Consider the following 23,827-nt stretch of genomic DNA (forward strand, 5'->3'; position numbering starts at 1 on the left):
CGCCGACCTAGGCTGGGGGGATGAGTCTGCCCTCCATCGACACCGCCGTCACCTATCCCGACGGCGACCTGACCTCCACCGGAACCGTCGTCCTCGTCCAGCCTCTGCCCGACGGCCGCTCGGCCGTGGTGCTCGACCGGACCGCGTTCCATCCCATCGACCCGGTGTGGCCGGATCAGCCCGCCGACGCCGGGACTCTGACCTTCGACGGGCGTGCCTACGAGGTGGTGGATGCGGTGGTCGGCGCGACCGACGGCACCACCCTGTACGTCGGTGACGCGCCGGTGCGCACCGGGACCGAGGGCTGGGCCTTCGTCGTGTGCCACCTGGTCGAGGATGCTGCGGGCATCGAGCCGGGAGCGGCCGTCGCCGTCAGCGTCGACCCGGCCCGACGCCGAGCCCTCTCCGCCGGGCACACCGCCTGCCATCTGGCGTCGCTCGCGCTGAACGACGCGCTCGCCGGCCTGTGGACGAAGGAGGTCGCCGTCGACGGTCGTGGTCGCCCCAACTTCGACCAGCTTGCGATCACCAGCTCGCGCATCCTCGGGGGCGGCTCGCTGGACGAGTACCGCATCGGCAAGAGCCTGCGGAAGAAGGGCTTCGCGGCCGCCGACCTCCCCGCGCACCTGGACGAGGTGACCGCCGCGGCGAATCGCACCCTCGCCGACTGGATCGCGAGCGGCGCCGCAATCTCGATCGTGCGGGAGGGCGCTCGCCAGGGTCTCGGCGACCGGCGCCGCTGGCGGGCCGAGCTGCCGGAGGGCGTTGTCGAGATCCCGTGCGGCGGCACCCACCTGCGGTCGCTCACCGAGCTCACCGGCGCCGACATCCAGCTCGACCTCGCCGAGGCGGAGGGAGCCGTCACTCTGACGATGCGCACGACCGCGCACCTCGCCTGACCCCCGCGGCGCCTCCCACACCAACGGCTCCTGAGTTTTTCGGCCTTTCTTCGTCGAAAACGCGGAAAAACTCAGGAGCTGTCGGCGTGGGACCGTCAGTGGGGGAGGAACGGGAGGGCGGCGGCGAGGAGGCCGAGGCCGGCGGCGAGGCCCCAGCCGGCGCGCACCAGCTGCGCGCTGCGCACCTCGCGCTCGATCGCGCCGAAGCGCTCCGCGGTGTCGCCCGGCGACTCGACGGCCCGCCAGCTGGCCGGGTCGTCGAACAGGCGAGCCGCCCGCGCGACGGTCTCGTCATCCAGAGCCGCCGGCCGGCGGGTGAGCCAGCGCACGAGCGACTCCGAGCGCACCACGGCGGTGCGGACCGGCTTGCGATGGAGGCGCACCTCCTTCGCGCCGACGACCACGATCACCGCGTGGACGGGCGCCTCGATCCCGGCACGCAGCAGAAGCCCGCGCACGCGCGAGGCCTCGAGATCGGAGTTGCGCAGGTACGGCTGCTTGACGCCGTTGACCAGCACCGACCGGTCGTACACCGCCAGGCGCGCGCCGCGGTGGTGCTTGGTGTTGACGACGAACACGCCGCCCGGGCCGACGACGAGATGGTCGACGTCCGCCTCGCCGGAGCCGACCGGGACGGCGTGGAACGCGCTCCATCCCTTGGGAAGCCGTGCGAGCGTCGCGCCGACCTGACGCTCTCCGAGCGCACCGGCGAACCACGGCTGGGCGTCGGCCGGCAGCGGGTCCATCCCGAACGCGCGGGCCAGCGGTGAGCGCGGCGGAGACGCCTCCTGCAGCCGCACAACCTGCTCCATCACGGCCGTCCCGGGGGCGCGGTCGCGCATCCGCTGTGTACTCATCCGGCCACGGTATCGAGCCGGCGGGCGGTGCCCCAGTCCCCGGTCGGGGACGGATCGACGCGGCTACCCCTGCCCGGGGGTGCCGTGGGTGCGGGGGAGGTCCCTGTTGTCCGGGAGGCGTTCCTCGAGCGACTCGTTCCGTTCCTGCACCGTCTCCAGGCGGTCGGTGTCGGTCTTGCCGAGGTCGCTGACGGCGTCGGTGAGCTCGTCGGCGTCGCGGGGTGCTGCGGTGTCATCCGATCGATCGGTCATGCCGCGCACTGTACCCGCGTCGGTCGCGCCGGCCCACGCCCGCCGCCCTGGCCCGCGCCCGCCGCCGGATCGGGAGCCGGTTGACGATTCGCAGCCGGGACGGGCTAGCATGCGGCACATGAGCCGCATTGAAACCGGGATCGTCTCCTACACGCTGTCCGGCGACTACTACGCGCGCGTCGGCGCCGACTTCGACACGGAGGCGGTGGACGACGCCATCCTGGCCGAGCTCAACCGGATGCTGCCGCGCGGGGTCGTCGTCGAGCGCTCCGGACGGGTGCTCGCCGACGAGGAGGTCGCCGACGAGGCGCGCGCGATCGACTGGGAGGCGCTGCTGCGCAGTATCGATGTGGACCAGATCCTCGCCGAGCACGGGCGCTGAGCGCTCGCTCGCGTCAGCGTGAGCGCTTGACCACGTCGTAGGCGGCGAGGGCCGCGCGACGCGTCTCCGCGAGGTCGACGATCGGCTCGGGGTAGTCGGGGGTGTCCCATTCGGGAACCCAGCGGCGCACGTAGTCGCCGCGCGGGTCGAACTTCTGTCGCTGCAGCTCCGGGTTGAAGATGCGGAAGTACGGCGCGGCGTCCGCACCGCTTCCGGCGACCCACTGCCAGTTGAAGGCGTTGTTGGCGGGGTCGGCGTCGACCAGGGTGTCCCAGAACCACTGCTCACCGTGGCGCCAGTCGATGAGCAGGTTCTTGATCAGGAACGACGCGGTCACCATGCGCACCCGGTTGTGCATGACTCCGGTTCTCCACAGTTCGCGCATCCCCGCGTCCACCAGGGGCACGCCGGTGCGACCCTGTTCCCAGGCCCGCAGCGCAGACGGATGCAGCCGCGGCCACGGGAAGGAGTCGTACTCGCGATGGATGTTCACGGTCGCCAGATCCGGGTGCTCGAAGAGCGTGTGGTAGGCGAACTCGCGCCAGCCGACCTCCGAGAGGAAGGTGGACGCGCTCTGCGCCGTCGCGCCCTGACGCTTCTCGATTGTCGCGTGCCACACCTGGTGGGGGCTGAGCTCTCCCCAGCGGAGCCGGGGAGAGAGCCGCGAGGTCGCGTCCACACCGGGTACGTCGCGCTGTTCGCGGTAGTCACTCAGATCGTCGGCGAGAAAGTGCTTCAGCTGTGCGTGCGCCGCCTTCTCGCCCGGCTCCCACGTCTCGCGCAGGCCGCCGGCCCAGTCGGGATGCGTCGGGAGCAGCCCGAGTTCGTCGAGCGTCACGGTCTCGAGCGACCGGGGCAGGATTCCGCCATGCACTCCCCGCGGCGCCGGCCCCGGCTTCCGCGGCGCAGGGGCCGCGAGACAGGTCCGCCAGAACGGCGTGTAGACCGAGAACGGGGTGTCCTGGCCGGTCCGGATCGTCCACGGCTCGAAGAGGAGGGTGGCGGCGAAGCTCGCCGCCACGACGCCGGAGGCACGCGCCGCGGTCTTCACCGCCTCGTCGATGCGTCGCTCCGCGCCGCCGTACCGCCTGTTCCAGAAGATCGCCGATGCGTCGGTCTCCCGCAGCACCGTCTCGATGACGGTCTCGCTCCGCCCGCGCAGCAGAACGAGCCCGGCGCCCAGGCGCTCCAGCGACTCGGTCAGCGACGCCAGGCTGTGATGCAACCACCACCGGCTGGCGGCGCCGGGAGCGCGGAGCTCCGGCGTCTCGTCGTCCCAGACGAAGACGCAGAGCACCGGGCTGCCCGTCTGGACGGCTGCGTGCAGGGCAGGGTTGTCCGCGACCCGCAGGTCGTCGCGGAACCAGACGACCGCGGGGCGTTCGCTCACAGGTCGAGGGAGTCGCCGGGCTCCAGCGGGTAGAAGGTGCCGCCGTTCTGCTCGGTCGCCCAGGTCAGGCGTCCGTTCGACATGTCCTTGCCGGCGCGCGAGAGCACCATCTCGTGGATGGGGAAGGCCCGCTTCGGTTTCACCGCGAGCACGTAGTCCATGGTCTCGGCGATCTTCATCCAGGGTGCGCCCGCGGGGGCGGCGAGCACATCCACCTCGACGCCCTCCGGCACCGAGAACGAGTCGCCGGCGTAGTAGAGCACGTCGTTGACGAGCACGCCGACGTTGTCGACCACCGGGATGCTCTCGTGGATGACGGCGTGGCGCCCGCCGAAGAAGCGGAGGGTGAACGGGCCGGCCTCCACCGTGTCGCCCGGGTGGACCACCGTGATGTCGAAGTCTGAGGCTGCGGCGGCCACGCCTTCCGGGCCGAAGATCGTCACGTCGGGGGAGAGGTCGAGAACGCGATTCAGCTGCTCCGGGGTCCAGTGGTCGGGGTGCTCGTGGGTGATGACCACGGCGACGGCGTTCGCGGTGTCGGTGAGGGGAGAGGTGAAGCTGCCCGGGTCGACGAACAGCTTCTGTCCGTCCTGCTCGAGGAGGAGGCCGGCGTGCTCGAACTTGGTGAGTCTCATGGTTCCCAGGAAATACCGGATGGGATGCGCATGCAAGGACGACACGATTGAGGAATATACCCCTAGGGGGTACTGTTGCGAGTGACATGGACGAGAAGAACGAGCACACGACGGTCCACGACGACGCCGGACACGATCACGAGCACGATCACGCTGCGCACGACCACTCCGGTCACGCGGAGCACGATCACGCGGCGCACGACCACTCCGGGCACGACCACTCCGGTCACGCGGGCCACGACCCCGCGATCTTCAAGCGGAAGTTCTGGTTGACGCTGGTCTTCACCATCCCGACCCTCGTCTTCTCGCAGGGTCTGCAGGAGATCCTCGGGCTCGACGGGCCACGATTCCCCGGCAGCCAGTACATCCCCGCGGTCTTCGGCGTCATCATCTTCTTCTACGGCGGGCTCGTCTTCCTGCGCGGCGCCGTGGACGAGCTGAGAGCCAAGCAGCCGGGCATGATGACCCTCATCTCGCTCGCCATCGTGGTCGCCTTCGGCTACAGCGTCGCCGTGACCCTGGGCCTCCCGGGCATGGACTTCTGGTGGGAGCTCGCCACCCTCATCCTGATCATGCTGCTCGGCCACTGGATCGAGATGTCCGCCGTCATGGGCGCGCAGGACGCGCTCGGCGAGCTCGCCAAGCTCCTGCCCGACACGGCCGAGCGGGTGTCCGACATCCACGCCGAGCCCGTCTCCGTGCCGGTCTCCGAGCTGCGCGTGGGGGAGCTGGTGCGCGTGCGCCCCGGTGCGGCCGTGCCTGCCGACGGCGAGATCGTCGACGGCCGGAGCGATCTGGATGAGTCCCTCCTCACCGGGGAGTCGAAGCCGGTGACACGCGGGCCGGGGGAGCAGGTCGTCGCCGGAAGCATCTCCGGAAGCGGTTCGCTCGTCGTCCGGGTCGGGCGCACGGGCGGCGACACCGCGCTCGCCGGCATCATGAAGCTCGTCGCGGATGCGCAGGCAAGCAAGTCCGGAACCCAGGTTCTCGCAGACCGCGCGGCGGCGTGGCTTTTCTACGTCGCGCTCGCCGTCGCCACCGTCACCCTGATCGTGTGGACGCTGCTGCGGCCGGGCGACCCCGCGTTCATTCTCGAGCGGGTCGTGACCGTGCTCATCATCGCCTGCCCGCACGCGCTCGGCCTCGCCATCCCGCTGGTCGCCCAGATCTCCACCGCCATCGGCGCTCGCAACGGGCTGCTGATCCGCGACCGGCACGCCATGGAGGACGCCCGCCGCGTTGACGTCGTGCTGTTCGACAAGACCGGGACGCTCACCGAGGGCCGCCAGGGCGTGGCCGCAGTGGTCGCCGACGACGGCGACGTCGACGCCCTGCTGGCGCTCGCCGCGTCCGTGGAGGCGCCGGCGGAGCACCCGATCGGCGCTGCCATCGTCCGCGAGTCGCGCCGGCGCGGCCTGACGATCGCACCGGTGTCCGGGTTCGAGGCTCTGGGGGGCCGCGGAGCCGCCGCGACCGTCGACGGCGAGCGGGTCGCCGTCGGCGCGCCCCGGCTGCTGACCGAGGGCGGCCTGACCCCGGGAGATGCCGTCCGCACGGCCGCCGATCGAGCCTCCACCGAGGGGCAGACCGTCGTCTACGTTCTGCGCGGCGACCACGTCGCCGGCATGATCGCTCTCGCCGATGTCGTCCGACCGGAGTCGCGGGAGGCCGTCCGGTCGCTGCGGGATCGCGGTGTCCGCGTCGCCATGCTGACCGGCGACGCGCAGGCCGTGGCCGACGCGGTCGCCGCCCAGCTGGGCATCGACGAGGTGTTCGCCGAGGTCCTGCCCGGGGACAAGTCCGGGACGGTGGCACGGCTCCAGGCGGACGGCTCCCGCGTGGCCATGGTCGGTGACGGCGTCAACGACGCGCCGGCCCTCGCGCAGGCGGACGTCGGGATCGCGATCGGCGCCGGGACGGACGTGGCCATCGAGTCGGCCGGCGTCGTCCTCGCCTCCAGCGATCCGCGTGGCGTCGCGAAGGTGATCACACTCTCCGCCGCGACCTACCGGAAGATGCTGCAGAACCTCGCCTGGGCGACCGGCTACAACGTCATCGCCCTCCCGCTTGCGGCCGGTGTCGCGATCGGGGTCGGCATCGTGGTGTCGCCGGCGTTCGGCGCGGTGCTCATGTCGCTCTCGACGATCGTCGTCGCGATCAACGCCCAGTTGCTGCGCCGCGTCCGCCTCTGACGGCCGGCCGTCTGCTCCGACGCACCGGCGCCCCGCCTTCGGCAGACGGGGCGGCCCCTGTGTCATCATCGGGACCGTGACCGCACTCCCGCGGGCCGTGGTCGTCGCGGTCAACCCCATGGCGTCCTTCGGCCATCGCCGCGAGGTCGGCCCGCGTGTCATCGAGCGTCTGCGCGACGCCGGTCACCGCGTCGTCGCGATGGGGGAGGCGAACATCGAGCTGCTCCGTCGCGAGACCGCCCGAGCGCTGGCGGACGGCGCCGACGCGCTCGTCGTGGTCGGCGGCGACGGGATGGCCAACCTCGGCATCGACCTCGTCGCGAACACGGGCACTCCGCTCGGCATCGTCCCCAGCGGCACCGGCAACGACCTCGCCGACGGCCTCGGCATCCCGATCGACGACACCGAGGCGGCCATCGACCGGCTGCTGGATGCGCTGCAGCGCGAGCCGCGGACGATCGACGCGGGGACGATCCGTCACGGCGAACTGACCACGTGGTTCGGCTGCGTCGTCTCTGCCGGTTTCGACGCGACCGTCAACGAGCGGGCCAACCTGATGTCGCGACCGCGGGGTCGCAGCCGGTACATCATCGCGCTGCTGCGCGAACTGGCGACGCTGACACCGCGGCCGTACCGCATCCACGCCGACGGCCGGACGATCGACGTGGATGCCATGCTCGTCTCGGTCGCCAACAACCGGTCGCTCGGCGGCGGGATGCGCATCGTCCCGGACGCGGACCTCTCCGACGGCCTCCTCGACCTCTTCGTCGTCGGGCCGATGTCGCGCGTGCGCTTCCTCCGCATGTTTCCGAAGGTCTTCCGCGGCGAGCACACCGGCCTTCCGGAGGTCAGCATCCTGCGCGTCTCGTCCGTCCGGATCGAGGCGGAGGGCGTCGTCGCCTACGCGGACGGCGAGCGGATCGGACCCCTCCCCATCGAGGTCTCGGTCGCCGCCGGCGCGCTCCGCGTGCTCGCCTGAGCGACGCGCCCGGGACGCCGTCCCCGTTTTGGCACAGCACGCCCATCTGTGGCATGATCTTCTAGTTGCCAGACGGCCCCATCGTCTAGCGGCCTAGGACGTCGCCCTCTCACGGCGGTAACGCGGGTTCAAATCCCGCTGGGGTCACCAACAGCCCGGATGCCAGTCACTGACTGGCGTCCGGGCTTTTTTCTTGGGTCAAACCGGGCCGTCGGGAGCTTCCCACGCATGGACCGGTGACTCGACGGCTACCGCAGGTCGACCGCCGGAGGCCTCTGAATCTCGGGGACCCCGATCCGGAGGATATCGGCGAGCATGTCGTACGCGCGCTGCGGCGGAAGCTCACCGGGGTACTGCGACTCGAACACCGCCTCCGCTTCGTCGATCGTGTCGATGTCGAGGTACGCGAGGAGCACCGCCACATCATCGTCGTCACGACCTCGTCACGCCGCCTTCAGCTTCATCGCGAGCAGGCACGGAGGTGTGGCCACCCACACGGAGACCGTGTCGTCATCGTGGATGGCCTCCCAGTGATTCTCGCCGGCGAAAGGGATGAATCCTGCCGCAGCGGTGTTCAGCCAGTCGAGCGGCCAGCCGTGGGCGTTTCCGATCGTGCGGACGATCTCTTCGAGATCGATGTCCGTGCTGATCGACGCGTCCACATCGGGGGTGATCCGACGGTCCTCGAAGTAGCGCAACATGATCGCAGCTCCGCCGACGATCCTGATCGTCGCGCGCGCTCCTCGGGCGTGGAGCTCATGAACGACCTGGCGCAACCCGACGATGATGTCCTCGCGACCGAGAGAGTTCACGTCACACGCTCCGCAGGGTGGCTTCGGGAATCAACACGCCTCGGCGCAGGAATGCGTCGGGAACCTCTTCCGCAGCTACGTGAGTCACGTAGCGCGAGCCGGCGAAGATGGTCGGCTCATCGAGCGTGGGCGCCTCTGCGACCCAGGGCGGGATCGGTGACCGCGTCTCTGACAGGCGATACTCGGTTATCGCGGCAAGGGCCGCGTCGAACAGGCTGCTGCCGGTCGGTTCGGGAGGAAACGCGGCGAGAACGACGCGATTGACGGCATCCTCGGCAGCGAGAGCGTCGTTGTAGGTGAGCCAGGCGCGGAACGCGGCGGAAGCGTCCGACCCCAGCAGTTCGCGGCGGATGGCTGCACTCGACTCGAGCGCACCGGGACGGATGGTCGGGATAGCGGCCAGCCGAGCATCCGACGCGCGCAGGATGCTGTCGAGCTTGTCGGCGCGCGGGGAGCGGCGGCCGTTCTCGATGACCGACAGGTTGGAGGCGGCCTCACCGGTTCGCGATGCGACGACTGTCTGCGGGATCCTCCGCGCGCGCCGCACCGATCCGGCGATCTCTGCGATCGACATCCGGCCTCCTTATCGTTTCCGATAAGTGTAACAGCCGGTGACCTACAGCGTGATGACGCTGACCTGGTCCTTGCCGCGATCCTTCGACCGGTACATCGCCTTGTCGGCGACGCGCAGCAGCTCCGGGCCGCTCAGGACGCGAGCGGGTCCCGCCGCATGCACGGTCACGCCGACGCTGGCGGTGATGACGCGCTGCCAGCCGTCGTCGTGGAGGGGCTGCTTGACCGCGACGCGGATGCGCTCGGCGATCGCGGAGGCGCGCTCGTGGTCCGTGTTCTGGCAGACGATGATGAATTCGTCGCCGCCGTACCGGCACACCAGGTCGTCGCCGCGGACCGCGGAGACGAGGCGCGCGGCGATCAGCTTGAGGACGGTGTCGCCGGCGGTGTGGTCGAGTTCGTCGTTGACGGACTTGAAGTCGTCCAGGTCCACGAAGATCAGGGCGAGCGGCTCCTGCCGTTCCATCGCCGAGGCGACACTCGCCGTGATGTGGCTGCGGAGCAGCACCCGGTTGGCGAGCCCGGTCAGCGGGTCGTGCAGGGCGATCGCGGCCAGCTGCGCCTGCAGCGTCAGGCGGGCGACGGTCTGCGCCGCCTGACGGCACAGCGAGCCGAGCAGCTCGACCGCATGCTCGTCGAGCTCCGGCGGCCGCGAGAAGTAGCAGGCCAGCGTCCCGATCGCCGCGCCCGCGTGCACGAGGGGAGCGGTCAGCATGGAGTCGAGGCGCGCTGCGCGGAGGGCGGTCGCCACGTCCGGGTGCGCCAGCTCATCCCGCACGGACCAGGTCGCGAGCGCGGGTCCGACCGCGCCGAGCGCAGGCAGTCCGCCGGGCAGCAGAGCGGCATCCAGCGGGACCGTCCCTCCGACCAGATGCGGTTCGTGGTCGTCGAGGAAGACGGCGGCCGCCATCGCGCCCAGACCCTGCTGCGCGCTCTCCGCCAGAGCCTGCGCCAGCATCTCCACGGTGTCGCTCTCGCCGAAGGCGGTGGTCGCGTTCTGGAGCACGCGGGTGCGCGCCTCCGACCCCTCCGCGATGCGGCGGGCGGCGAGCAGCTGGCGCTCGTAGTCCTGGCGGCGACTGGCGTCGAAGACGGCGACATGGATGAGCGGGCCGGCCTCGGCCTCGTCGACCACTGCGTTGACGAGTACGGGCAGGGCGTCGTCGTGGGTCGTGCGCAACGACAGGGCGACCTCACGCACCTCACCCTGGAGATGGAGGACGGGGAGGAAGCGGGTCTCGTAGAAGATCCGCGCTCCCGGCTCGAGCAGATCGGTGAGAGGCGCCCCGACGAGTTCGTCGGCCGGGCGACCGGTCCACGCGGCGAAGGTGGCGTTGACGCGCAGGATGCGGCCGCCCTCGGTCAGCGTGACGAGACCGCAGGGCGCGCGGTCGTAGAGCGCATCCGCGGCGGGTCCCTCGGACGTGATCTCCTCCGCCGTCATGCCAGCGAGCTCCGGATGGCCGCGGCCAGCTCATCGGGACCGGACAGGTTCGGGCAGTGGCCGGTGGCGTTCAGCTGGACGAACACGCTGCCGGGGATTCGCTCGTGAACGTAGCGCCCGACCGGGCCGGGGGCGATCGCGTCCTCCGCGCACTGGAGCACGACGGTCGGCACGGTCACGTCGGGGAGGTCGGCGCGGTTGTCGGAGAGGAAGGTGACGCGGGCGAAGTGGCCGGCGATCGCCGGATCGGTCCGGCAGAAGCTCGCGGTCAGTTCCGCGCCGAGCTCCGGTCGGTCGGGGTTGCCGGCGATGACGGGCGCGATCGCCTCCGACCACCCCAGATAGTTGTCGTCGAGGGTGTCGAGCAGGCCATCGATGTCGGAACGCGTGAAACCGCCCACATAGTCGCCCTCGTCGATGTAGCGCGGCGACGGACCGACGAGCACCAGGCGCCCGAAACGTTCGGGGGAGCGGTTGGCGGCCAGCACGCCGATCATCGCGCTGACGGAGTGGCCGACGAAGACGGCGTCGCGGAGGTCGAGGGCCTCGAAGATCTCGAGCACGTCGTCGGCGTAGCCGTGAAGCGAGTCGTACTTGGCCCGGTCGTAGGCGCTCACATCGGAGTCGCCCGCGCCGACGTGGTCGAAGACGATCACCCGGAAGTCGGACTCGAAATGCGGGACCACCCGCCGCCACATCTCCTGGCTGCAGCCGAAGCCGTGCGCGAAGACGATCGGGCGGCCGGACGGATCACCGGACTCGCGAACGCTGTTGCGACGTCGGACGTCGACAGCTTCGGTCGGTTGCAGCATCCCGGGTCCCATCTCGGTGTGAGGAACGGCCCCTCTCCGGCGTCACTGGGCCGTCTCCGCATCCCGAGCCTATCCGGGTTCGCAGGGGACCGGGAGCCGTGCCGGTCAGTCCTTCGCGCCGCCCGGCATCCACTCCTCCGGGTAGTGGTCGCGCACTGCGGCGTTGAAGTAGGAGCCCGCCGACTCGGCGCCGCGCAGCTCACGCCACACCCGCGCGGGCACGAGGAAGTAGCGGTACACCTCGCCGGACACGAACTCGACCTCGAGCGTCCGCACGGACGGGTCGTAGCCCGCCGTCGCGATCACCGTGCTGTCGAATGCCACCCGCTCCACGTCCGCACCCTACGCCGGACCTCCGACGGCACTAGGATGTCCGAAGCGAAGGGGAGTATCCCGGACGGCTCGGCGGCAGGTGAGAACCTGTGCCCGGTCGGCGCTGTGCACGTCAACACGGTCTGCGAGGCAGCGGACCCGGGCACAGCGGCACCCACGAGGTGCAGGAGAGACTTTCGGTGTTTTTCCGCGCCCTCCGAAAGGTCCCCCGTTGCACACCGCGCTTCCCCTCTGGTTCGAGATCGGCTCCTTCGTCGTCCTCCTGCTGATCCTCGCCTTCGACCTCCTGATCATCTTCAAGAGGCCGCACATCCCGAGCCCGCGCGAGTCCGCCCTCTGGGTCGCCTTCTACGTGGCGCTGGCGCTGATCTTCGCCCTGCTGATGCTGGTGGTGGGGGATGCGGAGCACGCCGGGCAGTTCCTCGCCGGGTGGTTGACGGAGTACAGCCTCAGCATCGACAACCTGTTCGTGTTCGTGATCATCATGGGCCGGTTCGCGGTGCCGAGGAAGTATCAGCAGGAAGTGCTGATGGTGGGCATCATCCTGGCGCTGATCTTCCGCGGGGTGTTCATCCTGCTCGGGGCCGGTCTGATCGCCAGCTTCAGCGCGATCTTCTACCTGTTCGGCGCGTTCCTGCTGTGGACGGCGTTCAACCAGGCCTTCGGCAAGCACGACGACGAGGGCGCGGAGGACTCCTGGTTCATCAAGTTCGCCCGCAAGCACCTGAAGGTGTCGACCCAGTACAACGGCAACAAGCTGCGCACGGTGGTGGACGGCAGACGGATGTTCACGCCGCTGATCATCGTGTTCATCGCCCTGGGCACCACCGACCTGCTGTTCGCCCTCGACTCCATCCCCGCCATCTTCGGCATCACCCAGAGCCCGTTCATCGTGTTCACGGCGAACGTGTTCGCGCTGATGGGCCTCCGGCAGCTGTACTTCCTGCTCGGGCACCTGCTCGACAAGCTGGTGTACCTCAAGTACGGGATCGCGTTCATCCTCGCCTTCATCGGTGTGAAGCTGGTGTTCCACGCCATGCACGAGAACGAGCTGCCGTTCATCAACGGCGGCGAGCACATCGAGTGGGCGCCCGACATCAGCACCTGGACCTCGCTGCTGGTGATCGTCGGCGCCATGGTTGTCGCTACGATTGCAAGTCTGGTGAAGCTGCGGATGAGCGGCACCAGCGTCGCCGAGGCCATTCACGGTGACGAATCCGACGAGGACGAGGCCGAGGAAACGGTCGCCGACGGCACGCAGGAGGACCCCCGCACATGAGCTCTCTCGTCGGCGTGACCGTCCGCAGCGACACGGGTGCGGTCCGGCACGTCAACGAGGACAGCGCTCTGGCGCAGGATCCGGTGTTCGTCGTGGCCGACGGCATGGGCGGTCACGCGCGCGGCGACCTGGCCAGCCGGACGGCCGTGGAGAGCCTCGCGCGCACGCTGCAGCCGGGCTCTCGGCCGACACCGGACGAGGTGATCCGCGCCATCGACGAGGCGAACGCCGCCGTTCGGTCGCTCTCGGGCGCCGATGAGTCGGGTGCTGCGGTGGCGGGCACCACGCTCGCCGGGATCGTCCGCGTCCGCGTGCCCGAGCTGGCGGCCGAGCAGTGGATGGTCGTCAACGTCGGCGACTCGCGCGTCTACGCGTGGGACGGCAGGCAGCTGCGGCAGCTGACCGTCGACCACTCCGCCGTCCAGGAGCTGGTGGATGCCGGCCTCATCACCGAGGCGCAGGCGGCGGTGCACCCGGAGCGCAACGTCATCACCCGCGCGCTCGGGGCCGAGGATTTCGTGGACACGGACAGCGGGCTCGTCGCCGAGACCGGCCGCCAGATCTTCCTGATCTGCTCCGACGGACTGACGCGCGAGCTCAGCGATCAGCGGATCGCCGAGATCCTCGCGCAGGGGCCGTCCGACCCGGCGTCCGCATTGGTGGATGCGGCGAACGAGGCCGGTGGCCACGACAACATCACCGTGATCGTGGTTGAATCGGTGACCGGGGAAGACGCCCCGGCCCCCGTCGACACGCGCGAACGCGCCGACGGCAGCGGTCGGGAGTTCGAAGACACGCAGCCGAGGGAGTAGGTCGTCCGTGTTCGAAGTGCAGCAGGCGGCAGCCGGGGAGTGGGCGGTCGTCGCGGGGGGTGCGCGGGCACTGCTGGTGGCCGAGTCCGACCCTGCGCGGCTGCGGGCGCTCTTCGAGGCGGTCCGAGCGGGCTTCGCCGAGACACTGGATGCGCTGGTCGCCGGTGGGCTGAGCCGCACGCCGTCCTTCGCGTTGCTGGACGCATCCACCGGTCCGGTGCTGCTGGCGGTGCGGGGTACGGCCAGCGCGACCATCGCGGACGGCGGACCCGAGCGCACCGTGCGGGCCTCCGGGGTGTCGTCGTGGGTCGAGACGCAGCTGACCGACGCGACCGCCGTGACGCTGGGCGCCGCCGCGGGGGAGACGCTCCCGCTCGTGGAGGGCGTCGTGCGGTCCGGCGGTGTGGTCTGGTCCGCCGCGGAGCAGACGGAGGATGTCGGCGCGACCGTCGCGGCCCCGCCGCGTCGCGAGCGCGAGACCGGACCGGTGGACGCGCTGGCTGTGGACACTGGCGCGGCCGGCTCCGAATCGGCATCCACCGAGCAGGTCGATCCTGAGCCGGTGATCGCCGGACCGGCCGTCGAGGCGTTCGAGCCCGCGCCCGCGGAGCAAGCGCCGGCCGAGCCCGACCCGCATACACGCGTCCCCGAGGCGACCTTCACCGACGTCCCGTCCGCCGACGCAGCCCCGGCGCCCGCGCAGCCGTCCGAGGCGCCCGGCTACGACCACCTCTTCGGGGCGACGATGGTGCGGAGCGTCGAGGACGCGGCCGTCCGCCCGGAGGAGGAGGACGCGGCCCCGCCGAAGATCGACCTCCCCGGCTTCATCACCGACTCCTTCCCGCCGGCCGCCGGCCGCCTCGCGGGCGATCACGACGGGCTAACCGTCATGAGCGGCGACCTGCCGCAGCGTGCGCGACCCACGGAGACCGAGCAGGAGCCTGCGCGCGAGCCCGCGCCGCAGACGTTCGCGGTGCTGCTGTCCGACGGCCGCCGGGAGCCGCTGTCGGCGCCGGTCGTCGTCGGCCGCGCACCGAGCGTGTCGGCCGTGCCAGCACTCCGCGGCGCACGTCCCGTCACGCTGACCACCGCCGAGGACGACATCTCGCGCTCCCATGTCGCCGTCGCGGTCGAGGGCGACAGTGTCGTCGTCACCGACCTGCACTCGCGCAACGGCACCATGATCGTCCTGCCCGGCAAGACGCCGCAGAAGCTTCGCAGCGGCGAGCCGACAACGGTCGTCCTCGGGACCGTGATCGACCTGGGCAGCGGGGCGACGCTGACCGTCGAGGCAGCCGGATGAGGCGCATGGCCTCGCAGCCGCCCGAGCTCGACGGCTTCCACTTCATCCGCCTGCTCGGATCCGGTGGCTTCTCGGACGTCTTCCTCTACGAGCAGCAGCTGCCGAAGCGCAGCGTCGCCGTGAAGGTGCTGCTGACGGATGGCGTGGACGAGTCGGCGCGCGCGCGCTTCGTCGCCGAGGCGAACGTCATGGCCCGGCTCTCCGCGCATCCCTACATCGTCACGATCTTCCACGCGGGCGTGGCCGGAGACGACCGCCCCTTCCTGGTCATGGAGTACTGCTCGGGGCCGTCGCTGGCCGACCGGCTGAAGCGGGAGCGGATCGGCGTCGAGGACGCCCTGCGCACCGGCGTCCGGCTGTCCAGCGCGGTCGCGACCGCCCACGCGGCGGGCATCCTGCATCGCGACATCAAGCCCGCGAACGTGCTCACCAACGCGCTCGGCTGGCCGGCGCTCACCGACTTCGGCATCGCCTCCGCGCTGGAGGAGCTGCCGGTGCACACCACGACGCTGTCCGAACTGCGGAGTTCGCCGTCGGACACCGCGACCTCCGGCAGCCGCAGCGTCGGTCTCAGTGTGCCGTGGTCGCCGCCGGAGATGTTCTCGGACGACCCGGATCCGGATGTGCGCAGCGACATCTTCTCGCTCGCCGCGACCGTGCACACCCTCCTCGCCGGGCGGACGCCGTTCGAGGTCCCCGGGCGCTCCAACGGCACCCTCGACCTGATGGGGCGCATCGAGCGCGGGATGATCACGCCGCTCGACCGGCCGGATGTGCCGGCGTCGCTCGCCTCCGTCCTGCGGCGGGGCATGGCGACCCGCCGGGAGGACCGCTACCAGACGGCCGTCGACTTCGCCCGGGCACTGCAGCGCGTCGAGCTGGAGCTCGGCCTCGCGCCGACCAGCATCGACGTGCCGAACCTCAGCGTGGGCGATGCTCGGCCGGGACCGTCCGCGGACGGCGGGGAGCAGGAGACCCGCGCGCGGTCGGTGGCCACGATCCGGGCGCAGCAGCCGGCGCCCGCGCCGAATACGGTCGACGCGCCCTCTGCCGAGCGCCCGCCCGCCCCTGCCGCGCCCGCGGCGCCCGAGCCCGAGCCCACCCGCATCCGCGGGGTCGTTCCCATCTCGGCGCAGCCGCCCGCGCGCTCCGCCACGACCGACGACAACCCGTCGGCCGAGCCCGTGCAGGAGCACACCATCCTCCGATCGCGCCCGGCCGCCGAAGAGGGCGACGGGACGGCGCGGTCCGGGGCGGAGGACGCATCCGGCCAGGACGCATCAACTGGTCCGCGCGACCCGCGTCGACGCCTCCTCACGTGGATCGGCGTCGGCGCCGCAGCGGTCGTCGTCCTGGCGGTCGCGGCGGCCGTCGTGGCCAACCTCGTCGCCGCTCCCTCCGCATCCACCGGCCCCGGAGCGCAGCCGAGCGACGGCGGCAGCATCGCTGTCACCGTCGTGCCGCCGCCAGTGCTGGTCTCGGCCGTCCGCGCCCCGGACGGCGCCAGCGCCACCTTCACCTGGAAGACGGCGGACGCGCAGAAGGACGACCAATTCACCTGGCAGCAGGAGGGCACGACCAACGGGCCGTCCGTCACGGCGGAGCGGAAGGTCACCCTCACGAATCTGACGCCAGGCGTCCCGGTGTGCATCGATGTCGCGACGGTCCGCGCCGGCCGCACCTCCGAGCAGCTGAAGGCGTGCACGCCGTGACCGCCGCGAAGCCGCTCACGGTCGAGTTCTGCGGCGAGCTCTACAGCGTCGAGCCGGGTACAGAGTTCGGGATCGGCCGCGAGGCCGAGCTCACCATCGACGACAACCCGTACCTGCACCGCCGCTTCCTCACCGTCGGGCACGATTACGGGATGTGGTGGCTGAGCAACGTCGGCACGCTGCTGACCGCGACGGTCACCGATGCGACGGGAACGATGCAGGCCTGGCTCGCACCGGGAGCGAAGCTGCCGATCGTCTTCCAGACGATGCACGTGATGTTCAGCGCGGGTGCGACGACGTACGACTTCACCATCTCGAGCGACGAGGACTACTTCAACACGGCGGTCCAGGTGGATGCGGCGGCCGGCTCCACCACCGTCCTCCCGGTGACGCTGACCACCAGCCAGCGCCAACTGATCGTCGCTCTCGCCGAGGGAGTCCTGACGCAGACCGTTCCCGGCCGCGGCACCATCCCGACCTCCGCCGAGGCGGCCGAGCGCCTGGGCTGGAGCATGACGACCTTCAACCGCAAGCTCGACAACGTCTGCGACAAGCTCGACAAACTCGGCGTCGCCGGGCTGCGCGGCGGCCGCGGCAAGCTCGCGACGAACCGCCGGGCGCGGCTCGTCGAGTACGCGGTGACGACGCGTCTGGTCGGCGTCGAAGACCTACCGCTGCTCGACCAGCACGACGACACCGATGCCCAGGCCGCACTTGACCGGACGGCATCCGGGGAGGACCGTGGCACCGACGACTGAGGCGCTTCCCGCGTGGCCCGGCGGGATCGGCCCGGTGTGCATGGGGAGTGCTCCCCATTCCGGACGCGTCGGGGGGTCGTGTTAGCGTAGACGCGTTTTCCGGCCCGAGGGATTGCAGAGTCTTGGTTTCAGTGAGTGCGTGGTTCCGGCAGCGGAAGACCGCCGCCGTCATCACCGCAGTCGCCGTGGTCGCCGGGGTCCCGCTGACGATCGCCGTCCTCCACAAGGGCTTCCCCGTCAACGCGGTCGAGCTCGACACCCGCGACGTCTGGGTCACCAACGGCGAGAAGCTGCTCGGCGGCCGGCTCAACCATCAGATCGACGAGCTGGATGCCGCCGTCACCGGCGCGAGCGCCGACCTCGACGTCCTGCAGGACGGCTCCGCGTACTTCCTCACCGACCTTCCGCACGGCACGGTGGACAAGATCGACCCGGCCTTCGTCTCGCTCGGTGGGCGCATCCAGGTTCCGGAGGACTCGCAGGTCGGCTACGGCGGCACGACGCTCTCCGTGCTGGCGCCGAACGGCAACCTCTGGGTGCTGGATGCATCCGGCCGTCTCGACTTCGACAAGTCCAAGACCAAGCCGGTCGTGAAGGCGGGAGCCGGCGCGAAGCTCGCCGTCGCGAAGTCGGGCACGACGTTCGTGGTCGCGCCGAAGGGCAAGCGGCTGATCACGGTGGACGGGCCGGGCGCGAAGCCGCAGACCCGCGACTTCGCGGTGCCTGGCGCGTTCCAGGTGAGCGCCGTCGGCGACCAGGCGGTCGTGCTCGACACACAGCGCAACCGGATGATCACCGGCGGCGGAACCACGGTCGACCTCCCCGCGAAGGGTCTCAGGCTCCAGCAGCCCGGGCCAGACGACCGCGCCGCCGTCGTGGCGACCGCGAACAGCCTCCTCAGCGTCCCGCTCGGCGGCGGGACCGTCACCGCGAGCCCCGCCGGCGCGACCTCCAAGGGCGGTGCCGACGCGGTGTCGGCCCCCGTGCGTCTCGGGACCTGCTCGTACGGCGCATGGTCCGGCTCCGGCCGCTATCTCTACGCCTGCGACGGCAAGAAACCGGTCGGCATCGACATCGACCAGCCGGTCGCGGGCGACGACCTCGAGTTCCGGGTCAACCACGGCGTCATCGCGCTGAACAACCTGCGCGACGGCAACGCGTGGGTCGTCTCCTCCAACATGCGTCTGGTGCAGAACTGGGCTCAACTGAAGCCGAACGACACCACCGTGCAGGGCGAGACCGGCGAGGAGAAGCCGGTCGTGCAGTCCTTCGCCGACACTCTGGCGCAGCGGACCGACCAGAACCGGCCGCCCATCGCCGTGAACGACACCTACGGCGTGCGCCCGGGGCGGTCGACGGTGCTGCATGTGCTCACGAACGACACCGATCCGGACGGCGACGTCCTGACGATCTCGGACGTCTCGGCGATCCCGGTGGATCAGGGCGTGCTTCAGCTCGTCGAGGGCGGCCGCGCCATCCAGTTCACGCCGAAGGACGGCCTCAGCGGCACGATCTCCTTCCGCTACTCGGTCGACGACGGCCGCGGCGGAACGTCATCCGCTCAGGTGGATGCCACGCTCAAGCAGCCCGCCGTGAACGAGGCTCCTGCATCCACACGGTCGAGCACCGCCCAGACCGAGGTCGGGCAGTCGGTCACCTACAACGTGCTCAATGACTGGACGGACCCGGACGGCGACGACCTGAGCCTGGTCGCCGCGTCCGCGACCACCGAGGACGACGTGCGGTTCAAGCCCAACGGCGACGTCACCTTCACCAGCAAGACCGGTCAGGCGGGCTCCAAGGAGGTGCGCGTCACCATCTCCGACGGGCGCGCGTCGGCCACGGGCAGCCTGATCGTGACGGTGAAGCCCGCAGGAACGCTCGACCCGGTCGCCGTGACGGACTTCGCCGACGGGTTCACCGGCCGTCCGGTCGTGCTGCATCCCCTCGACAACGACCAGTCGCCGTCGGGTGAACCCCTGTCGCTGGTCGGCGCGGGCCTCGACGGCGGCAGCGGCGCCCAGGTCACCGCGGACAGCACCCGCGGCACGATCACGGTCCGCAGCAACGCGCCGGGGGAGTACTACCTCGTCTACACGCTCGGGGCGGGGCCCAAGACGACGACGGGACTCGCGCGCGTCGACATCGCGCCGCAGGGTGCGAGCGAGGCTCCGCCGATCGCCGTCACCGACAAGGCGTACGTCCGGCCCGGCGAACCGACGTCCGTCGCCGTCCTCGAGAACGACGTGTCACCGTCCGGCCGGGTGCTCGCCGTGCGCTCGGTGTCGGTCGGCAAGGGCGCGGAGGACCTCAACGTGGAGGTGCTCGACAACGCCGTGGTCAAGATCACGGCGCCGACCGTCCTCACCCAGCAGGTGCAACTGTCCTACGTCGTCTCGGATGGGATCAACGAGGCGACCGCCGGCATCACCGTCGTGCCCGTCCCGCCGCTCGTGCAGCACCAGCCGCCGGTGGCCGTCGACGATCAGGTGCCGGTCCGCGCCGGCGACGTCGCGACCGTTCCCGTCATGGACAACGACTACTCGCCGGACAACGCACCGTTCACCCTCGACACGCAGCTGCGCGACGCGAGCGGTGCCGGTCAGGGCGCGACCGCGTTCGTCAGCGGCGAGACCGTCCGCTACCAGGCACCGACCACGCCGGGCCAGTACAACGTGGTCTACGGGATCACTGACAAGTACGGCCAGAAGGCGCAGGCGACCGTCACCTTCGTCGTCGGCGCCCCCGACAAGGGCTCCGACCGTGCGCCGCAGCCGCAGCCGCTCACCGTACGCGCCTTCGCGGGCTCGTCGGTGCCGGTGGAGGTGCCGCTCGACGGCATCGACCCGGACGGCGACTCCGTCTCGCTCTCGGGGCTCGCGACGCAGCCCACCCTCGGGCGGATCTCCGACTCCACCAGCCGCTCGTTCACATACCAGGCGTACCCGGACTCCGCGGGCACCGACACCTTCACGTACCAGGTGAAGGACACCTACGGGAAGACGGCCACCGGCACGGTGTCGATCGCCGTCATCCCTCGCCCGGACCAGGTACGGCCGCCGATCGCGGTCAACGATCCGGTGCAGGTGAAGCCCGGCCGGACCATCGCCGTCCCGGTGCTCGACAACGACTCCGACCCGAACGGGTACGCGATCGCCCTGCAGAAGAAGCTGCTGCAGGTGGACGAGGGTCTCAAGGCGTCCGTGCACGGCAAGATCGTGCTCGTCACGGCGCCCAAGGAGGAGGGCTCGTTCGTCGTCCGCTACCAGATCACCAACGGCCAGGGCGGCGTCGCCAGCGCGTTCATCCAGGTGACGGTGACCCCGAACGCGAAGGATGTGCCGCCGACCGCCGTTGACCACGTCCTGGAGCCGGACGAGGTGGCGAACAAGCAGAGCGTAAAGGTGAACGCGCTCCAGGGCGCGACCAATCCCTCCGGACTGGTCGACGACCTGAAGGTCGAGGTCACCGGACCGAACGCGTCCGCCGCCGAGGTGGGCCAGGACGGCTCCATCACGGTGAAGCCCGGCGAGCAGCGGATCGCGATCGCCTACTCGCTGACCGACACCGTCACCGGGCTGAAGGGGACCGCGTTCATCGTGGTTCCGCCGAAGGGCGACGCCACGGCACCGCCGCGGCTCAAGGACGGCCTGCCGCAGCAGATCGTGCAGGCCGACGGGTCGAAGAGCTGGAAGCTGTCCGACATCCTCACCGTCCCCTCCGGGCGCGACTACAAGCTCACCGGAGCTTCGGGCGTGAGCGCCACCAACAGTTCGGGTGGATCGTCGTACGGCGACGAGCAGACGCTCACGTTCACCGCCGCGAAGGGATACCGGGGACCCGCGGCCATCACCTTCAAGGTCAGCGACGGTCGAGAGGCCGGACAGAGCTCGGACCGCGTGACCACGCTGGTCCTCCCGATCACGGTCGGCGAGCCGGACCAGTCCGACGTCGCGCCGACGTTCACGTCGCCCAGCGAGAAGATCGAGCCGGGGGAGGCACCGCTCTCGGTCGACCTGCGGGCGTCGAGCTTCCACCCCAATCCCGAGATCCTCAACAAGCTGACGTACTCGGGCGGCACGTCGTCCAACCCGAAGATCCAGTCCGGCCTGAGCGGGTCCACGCTGACCCTCTCCGCGCCACTGGGCGTGCAGGCGGGGGAGACGGCGACGATCGCGGTGACGATCAGCTCGGGGACGCACACGATCTCGGGCACCGTCAACGTGCAGGTGGTGAGCTCGAGCAGGCCGGTCGCCACGCAGAAGAACCCGCCGCAGACGGCTGAGGTCAAGCGCGGACAGACCGCGACGGTCGACGGCGCGTCGAGCGACGCCCAGTGGGTGAACCCGTTCCCCGGGCAGCCGCTGACCATCACCGACGCGACCGCGCAGAGCGCGCCGGCCGGGGTGACGGTCACGCACACGGGGTCGTCGATCAGCGTCAGTGCGTCCTCCGGAGCCGCGATCGGTGCGGTCAACGTGGTCTACCACGTCGAGGATGCGACGAAGGATCCGAAGCGCACCGCGTCGGCCATCGGGCAGCTGCGTGTGACCATCCACGACGTCCCGTCGAAGCCGAGCGCGCCGTCCAACCCGCGCGCGAGCGACGGCAAGGTGACCGTCTCGATCAAGGCGCCGGCGGACAACGGGAAGCCGATCACGCAGTACGAGGTGACGGACGGCAATGGGCACACGGTGAACACGGCGTCTGTCGGGGATGTGACGATCGGCGGGCTGACGAACGGCAAGTCGTACTCGTTCACCGTGCGGGCGCAGAACGCGGACGGATGGAGTGAACGGTCGGCCGGGAGCACGCCGGTCACCCCGTACGGCACGCCGACGAAGGTGAGCGGTGTCTCCCTGCAGAGCAGCGGGAACGCCCCGAGCGACCTGACCATGAGCTGGAACGCGCTCTCGGACCCGAATGGCACGGGTGGCGGGCAGGCGACCTACCACTATCGACTCAACGGCGGCTCGTGGCAGACCACGACGGGCACGAGCGCGAAGGCGAACAACAAGGGCGCGGGAACGTACTCCTTCGAGATCTACGCGTCGAACGCGGGCGGCAAGGATGGACCGCACGCGACCTCCAACAGCGTCGAGGTCAAGGATCCGCCGCCGCCCTCGCCGTCGATCGACCTGAGCAAGGGCGACCTGAAGCCCGGTTTCGTCCACAGCTACACGTACGACGTGACTCTCCACAATTTCCCGGCGAATCGATCGTTCTCCATGCAGGTGCACTGCAATGGAGGGACGTTGTCCAACAAGTCCATCTCGACCGATGGCAACGGGTACGGCCACTACCGGGGCAACCCGGGGAGTGACCTCGACCCGTGGTGCGGCTACCCGGGCGCATACGTGGTCGTGAACGGCGTGCAGAGCAGTGTTCAGGACTGGTCCAAGTAAGGAGATGCAGCAGTGGCAGTGACACAGGAGCAGGCGGACTGGTTCGCCGGGGCGTTCGCGCAATTGGTGGCGAACGTCGACAAGGCGATCCTCGGCAAGGAGCACAGCATCCGCCTGGTGGTCACGGCCATGCTCTCGGGCGGCCACGTGCTGCTCGAAGACGTGCCGGGCACCGGCAAGACGGTGCTCGCCAAGGCGCTCGCCAACACGGTCGAGGGCACGCAGTCGCGCATCCAGTTCACTCCGGACCTGCTGCCGTCCGACGTCACAGGCGTCACGATCTACGACCAGTCCAGCGGCCGGTTCGAGTTCCATCCCGGCCCGATCTTCGCGTCGGTGGTGCTCGCGGATGAGATCAACCGGGCGAGCCCCAAGACGCAGTCCGCACTGCTCGAGGTGATGGAAGAGGGCGTCGTGACGGTGGACGGCGTCGGCCATTCGGTCGGCGCGCCGTTCATCGTGATCGCGACGCAGAACCCGGTGGAGCAGGCCGGAACGTACTCGCTCCCCGAGGCGCAGCTCGACCGCTTCCTGATCAAGACCTCGCTCGGCTACCCGGACCACGCGACGACCGTCGACCTGCTGCTCGACTCCTCCAACCGGTCGCGCGCGTCGGCCGTGCGTCCGATCATCGCGTCCGATTCCGTCACCACGCTCGCCCAGCTGGCGTCCGAAGTGCACACCGACGCCAGCGTCATGGGATACCTCAGCGAGATCGTCACCGCTACGCGCGACGATAAGGATGCTGCGCTCGGCGTGAGCATCCGCGGCGCCCTGGCGCTGGCGCGTGCGGCGAAGACGTGGGCGATCTCGGCCGGCCGCACGTTCGTGACACCGGACGACATCCGCGATCTCGCCCAGCCGGTGCTCGCGCACCGCGTCATCGTCGACCCCGAGTCCGAGTTCGCCGGGGTGCGCGCGGCCGACATCGTCGAGCGGGCCGTCGCCTCGGCCACCCCGCCCGCCTACCGCGCGGCCTGAGCTGCCGCCGCTCCCTT

At 70.5% G+C, this 23,827-nt stretch carries 21 protein-coding genes and 1 tRNA gene; 12 read left to right on the forward strand and 10 right to left on the reverse strand.

What is annotated here, in order from left to right:
* Nucleotides 1-20 precede the first annotated feature (20 nt).
* On the forward strand, nt 21-899 hold the full coding sequence (locus AXZ95_RS08600; RefSeq protein ID WP_018190626.1) for a hypothetical protein: 879 nt from the start codon (nt 21-23) through the stop codon (nt 897-899).
* Nucleotides 900-994: 95 nt separating this feature from the next.
* Here AXZ95_RS08600 and AXZ95_RS08605 read toward each other — a convergent pair whose 3' ends face one another.
* Together AXZ95_RS08605 and AXZ95_RS08610 are read right to left on the reverse strand one after the other, a co-directional pair.
* Nucleotides 995-1,756 (reverse strand): nuclease-related domain-containing protein, encoded by a 762-nt coding sequence (locus AXZ95_RS08605; protein ID WP_231374389.1) that lies wholly within the window; start codon nt 1,754-1,756, stop codon nt 995-997.
* Nucleotides 1,757-1,819: 63 nt separating this feature from the next.
* Nucleotides 1,820-2,008, reverse strand: a complete 189-nt coding sequence (locus AXZ95_RS08610; protein WP_043742261.1) for a hypothetical protein — start codon at nt 2,006-2,008, stop codon at nt 1,820-1,822.
* Between the two features lie 118 nt (nt 2,009-2,126).
* On the opposite strand from AXZ95_RS08610, the gene AXZ95_RS08615 reads away from it, so the two are divergent.
* Nucleotides 2,127-2,390 carry a hypothetical protein gene (locus AXZ95_RS08615; protein ID WP_018190629.1) on the forward strand — a complete coding sequence of 88 codons (264 nt, stop codon included), beginning with the start codon at nt 2,127-2,129 and terminating at the stop codon, nt 2,388-2,390.
* A 13-nt stretch (nt 2,391-2,403) separates the two neighbouring features.
* Here the strand turns inward: AXZ95_RS08615 and AXZ95_RS08620 are convergent, their stop codons facing one another.
* Nucleotides 2,404-3,780 (reverse strand): deoxyribodipyrimidine photo-lyase, encoded by a 1,377-nt coding sequence (locus tag AXZ95_RS08620; RefSeq protein WP_018190630.1) that lies wholly within the window; start codon nt 3,778-3,780, stop codon nt 2,404-2,406.
* A complete protein-coding gene (locus AXZ95_RS08625; RefSeq protein WP_018190631.1) occupies nt 3,777-4,415 on the reverse strand; it encodes an MBL fold metallo-hydrolase in 639 nt (212 codons plus the stop codon). Before AXZ95_RS08625 ends, AXZ95_RS08620 begins: the two co-directional genes overlap by 4 nt.
* An 86-nt stretch (nt 4,416-4,501) precedes the next feature.
* Here AXZ95_RS08625 and AXZ95_RS08630 point away from each other — a divergent pair, with 86 nt between their 5' ends.
* From AXZ95_RS08630 to AXZ95_RS08640, 3 genes are all read left to right on the forward strand, one after another.
* Complete coding sequence (locus AXZ95_RS08630; protein ID WP_018190632.1) at nt 4,502-6,607, forward strand: copper-translocating P-type ATPase; 2,106 nt, start codon at nt 4,502-4,504, stop codon at nt 6,605-6,607.
* Between the two features lie 76 nt (nt 6,608-6,683).
* Nucleotides 6,684-7,586, forward strand: a complete 903-nt coding sequence (locus AXZ95_RS08635; protein ID WP_018190633.1) for a diacylglycerol kinase family protein — start codon at nt 6,684-6,686, stop codon at nt 7,584-7,586.
* Between the two features lie 74 nt (nt 7,587-7,660).
* Nucleotides 7,661-7,736: transfer RNA gene (locus tag AXZ95_RS08640), tRNA-Glu, on the forward strand.
* Between the two features lie 98 nt (nt 7,737-7,834).
* Here AXZ95_RS08640 and AXZ95_RS19605 read toward each other — a convergent pair.
* The 6 genes from AXZ95_RS19605 to AXZ95_RS08665 all read right to left on the reverse strand — a co-directional run bounded on the left by AXZ95_RS19605 (nt 7,835) and on the right by AXZ95_RS08665 (nt 11,560).
* Nucleotides 7,835-8,002, reverse strand: a complete 168-nt coding sequence (locus AXZ95_RS19605; protein WP_166645308.1) for a hypothetical protein — start codon at nt 8,000-8,002, stop codon at nt 7,835-7,837.
* A 27-nt stretch (nt 8,003-8,029) separates the two neighbouring features.
* Nucleotides 8,030-8,398 carry a DUF6036 family nucleotidyltransferase gene (locus tag AXZ95_RS08645; RefSeq protein WP_018190635.1) on the reverse strand — a complete coding sequence of 123 codons (369 nt, stop codon included), beginning with the start codon at nt 8,396-8,398 and terminating at the stop codon, nt 8,030-8,032.
* Nucleotide 8,399: 1 nt separating this feature from the next.
* Nucleotides 8,400-8,972: a helix-turn-helix transcriptional regulator gene (locus tag AXZ95_RS08650; protein WP_018190636.1), complete on the reverse strand. Its 573-nt coding sequence runs from the start codon at nt 8,970-8,972 to the stop codon at nt 8,400-8,402.
* Between the two features lie 42 nt (nt 8,973-9,014).
* Nucleotides 9,015-10,415 (reverse strand): diguanylate cyclase, encoded by a 1,401-nt coding sequence (locus tag AXZ95_RS08655; protein ID WP_018190637.1) that lies wholly within the window; start codon nt 10,413-10,415, stop codon nt 9,015-9,017.
* The gene (locus AXZ95_RS08660; protein ID WP_018190638.1) at nt 10,412-11,227 is read right to left on the reverse strand and encodes an alpha/beta hydrolase; all 816 of its coding nucleotides are present in this window, start codon (nt 11,225-11,227) and stop codon (nt 10,412-10,414) included. The genes AXZ95_RS08655 and AXZ95_RS08660 overlap by 4 nt, the downstream gene beginning before the upstream one ends.
* A gap of 105 nt (nt 11,228-11,332) precedes the next feature.
* Nucleotides 11,333-11,560 (reverse strand): KTSC domain-containing protein, encoded by a 228-nt coding sequence (locus AXZ95_RS08665; RefSeq protein ID WP_020075013.1) that lies wholly within the window; start codon nt 11,558-11,560, stop codon nt 11,333-11,335.
* A gap of 211 nt (nt 11,561-11,771) precedes the next feature.
* Between AXZ95_RS08665 and AXZ95_RS08670 the strand changes: the two genes are divergently transcribed.
* From AXZ95_RS08670 to AXZ95_RS08700, 7 genes are all read left to right on the forward strand, one after another.
* The gene (locus AXZ95_RS08670; RefSeq protein ID WP_018190640.1) at nt 11,772-12,839 is read left to right on the forward strand and encodes a TerC family protein; all 1,068 of its coding nucleotides are present in this window, start codon (nt 11,772-11,774) and stop codon (nt 12,837-12,839) included.
* On the forward strand, nt 12,836-13,651 hold the full coding sequence (locus AXZ95_RS08675) for a protein phosphatase 2C domain-containing protein (protein WP_018190641.1): 816 nt from the start codon (nt 12,836-12,838) through the stop codon (nt 13,649-13,651). Before AXZ95_RS08670 ends, AXZ95_RS08675 begins: the two co-directional genes overlap by 4 nt.
* A gap of 7 nt (nt 13,652-13,658) precedes the next feature.
* Nucleotides 13,659-14,954 (forward strand): FHA domain-containing protein, encoded by a 1,296-nt coding sequence (locus AXZ95_RS08680; protein WP_018190642.1) that lies wholly within the window; start codon nt 13,659-13,661, stop codon nt 14,952-14,954.
* Nucleotides 14,955-14,959: 5 nt separating this feature from the next.
* Complete coding sequence (locus AXZ95_RS08685; RefSeq protein WP_018190643.1) at nt 14,960-16,666, forward strand: serine/threonine-protein kinase; 1,707 nt, start codon at nt 14,960-14,962, stop codon at nt 16,664-16,666.
* Entirely contained in the window at nt 16,654-17,424 is a 771-nt protein-coding gene (locus AXZ95_RS08690; protein ID WP_018190644.1) for a hypothetical protein, read from the forward strand. Before AXZ95_RS08685 ends, AXZ95_RS08690 begins: the two co-directional genes overlap by 13 nt.
* Nucleotides 17,425-17,555: 131 nt before the next feature.
* Entirely contained in the window at nt 17,556-22,829 is a 5,274-nt protein-coding gene (locus tag AXZ95_RS08695; protein WP_026307138.1) for an Ig-like domain-containing protein, read from the forward strand.
* Between the two features lie 18 nt (nt 22,830-22,847).
* The gene (locus tag AXZ95_RS08700) at nt 22,848-23,810 is read left to right on the forward strand and encodes an AAA family ATPase (RefSeq protein WP_018190645.1); all 963 of its coding nucleotides are present in this window, start codon (nt 22,848-22,850) and stop codon (nt 23,808-23,810) included.
* Nucleotides 23,811-23,827 lie beyond the last annotated feature (17 nt).

The organism is Leifsonia sp. 115AMFTsu3.1, assembly GCF_004362795.1.
Lineage (GTDB): Bacteria > Actinomycetota > Actinomycetes > Actinomycetales > Microbacteriaceae > Leifsonia.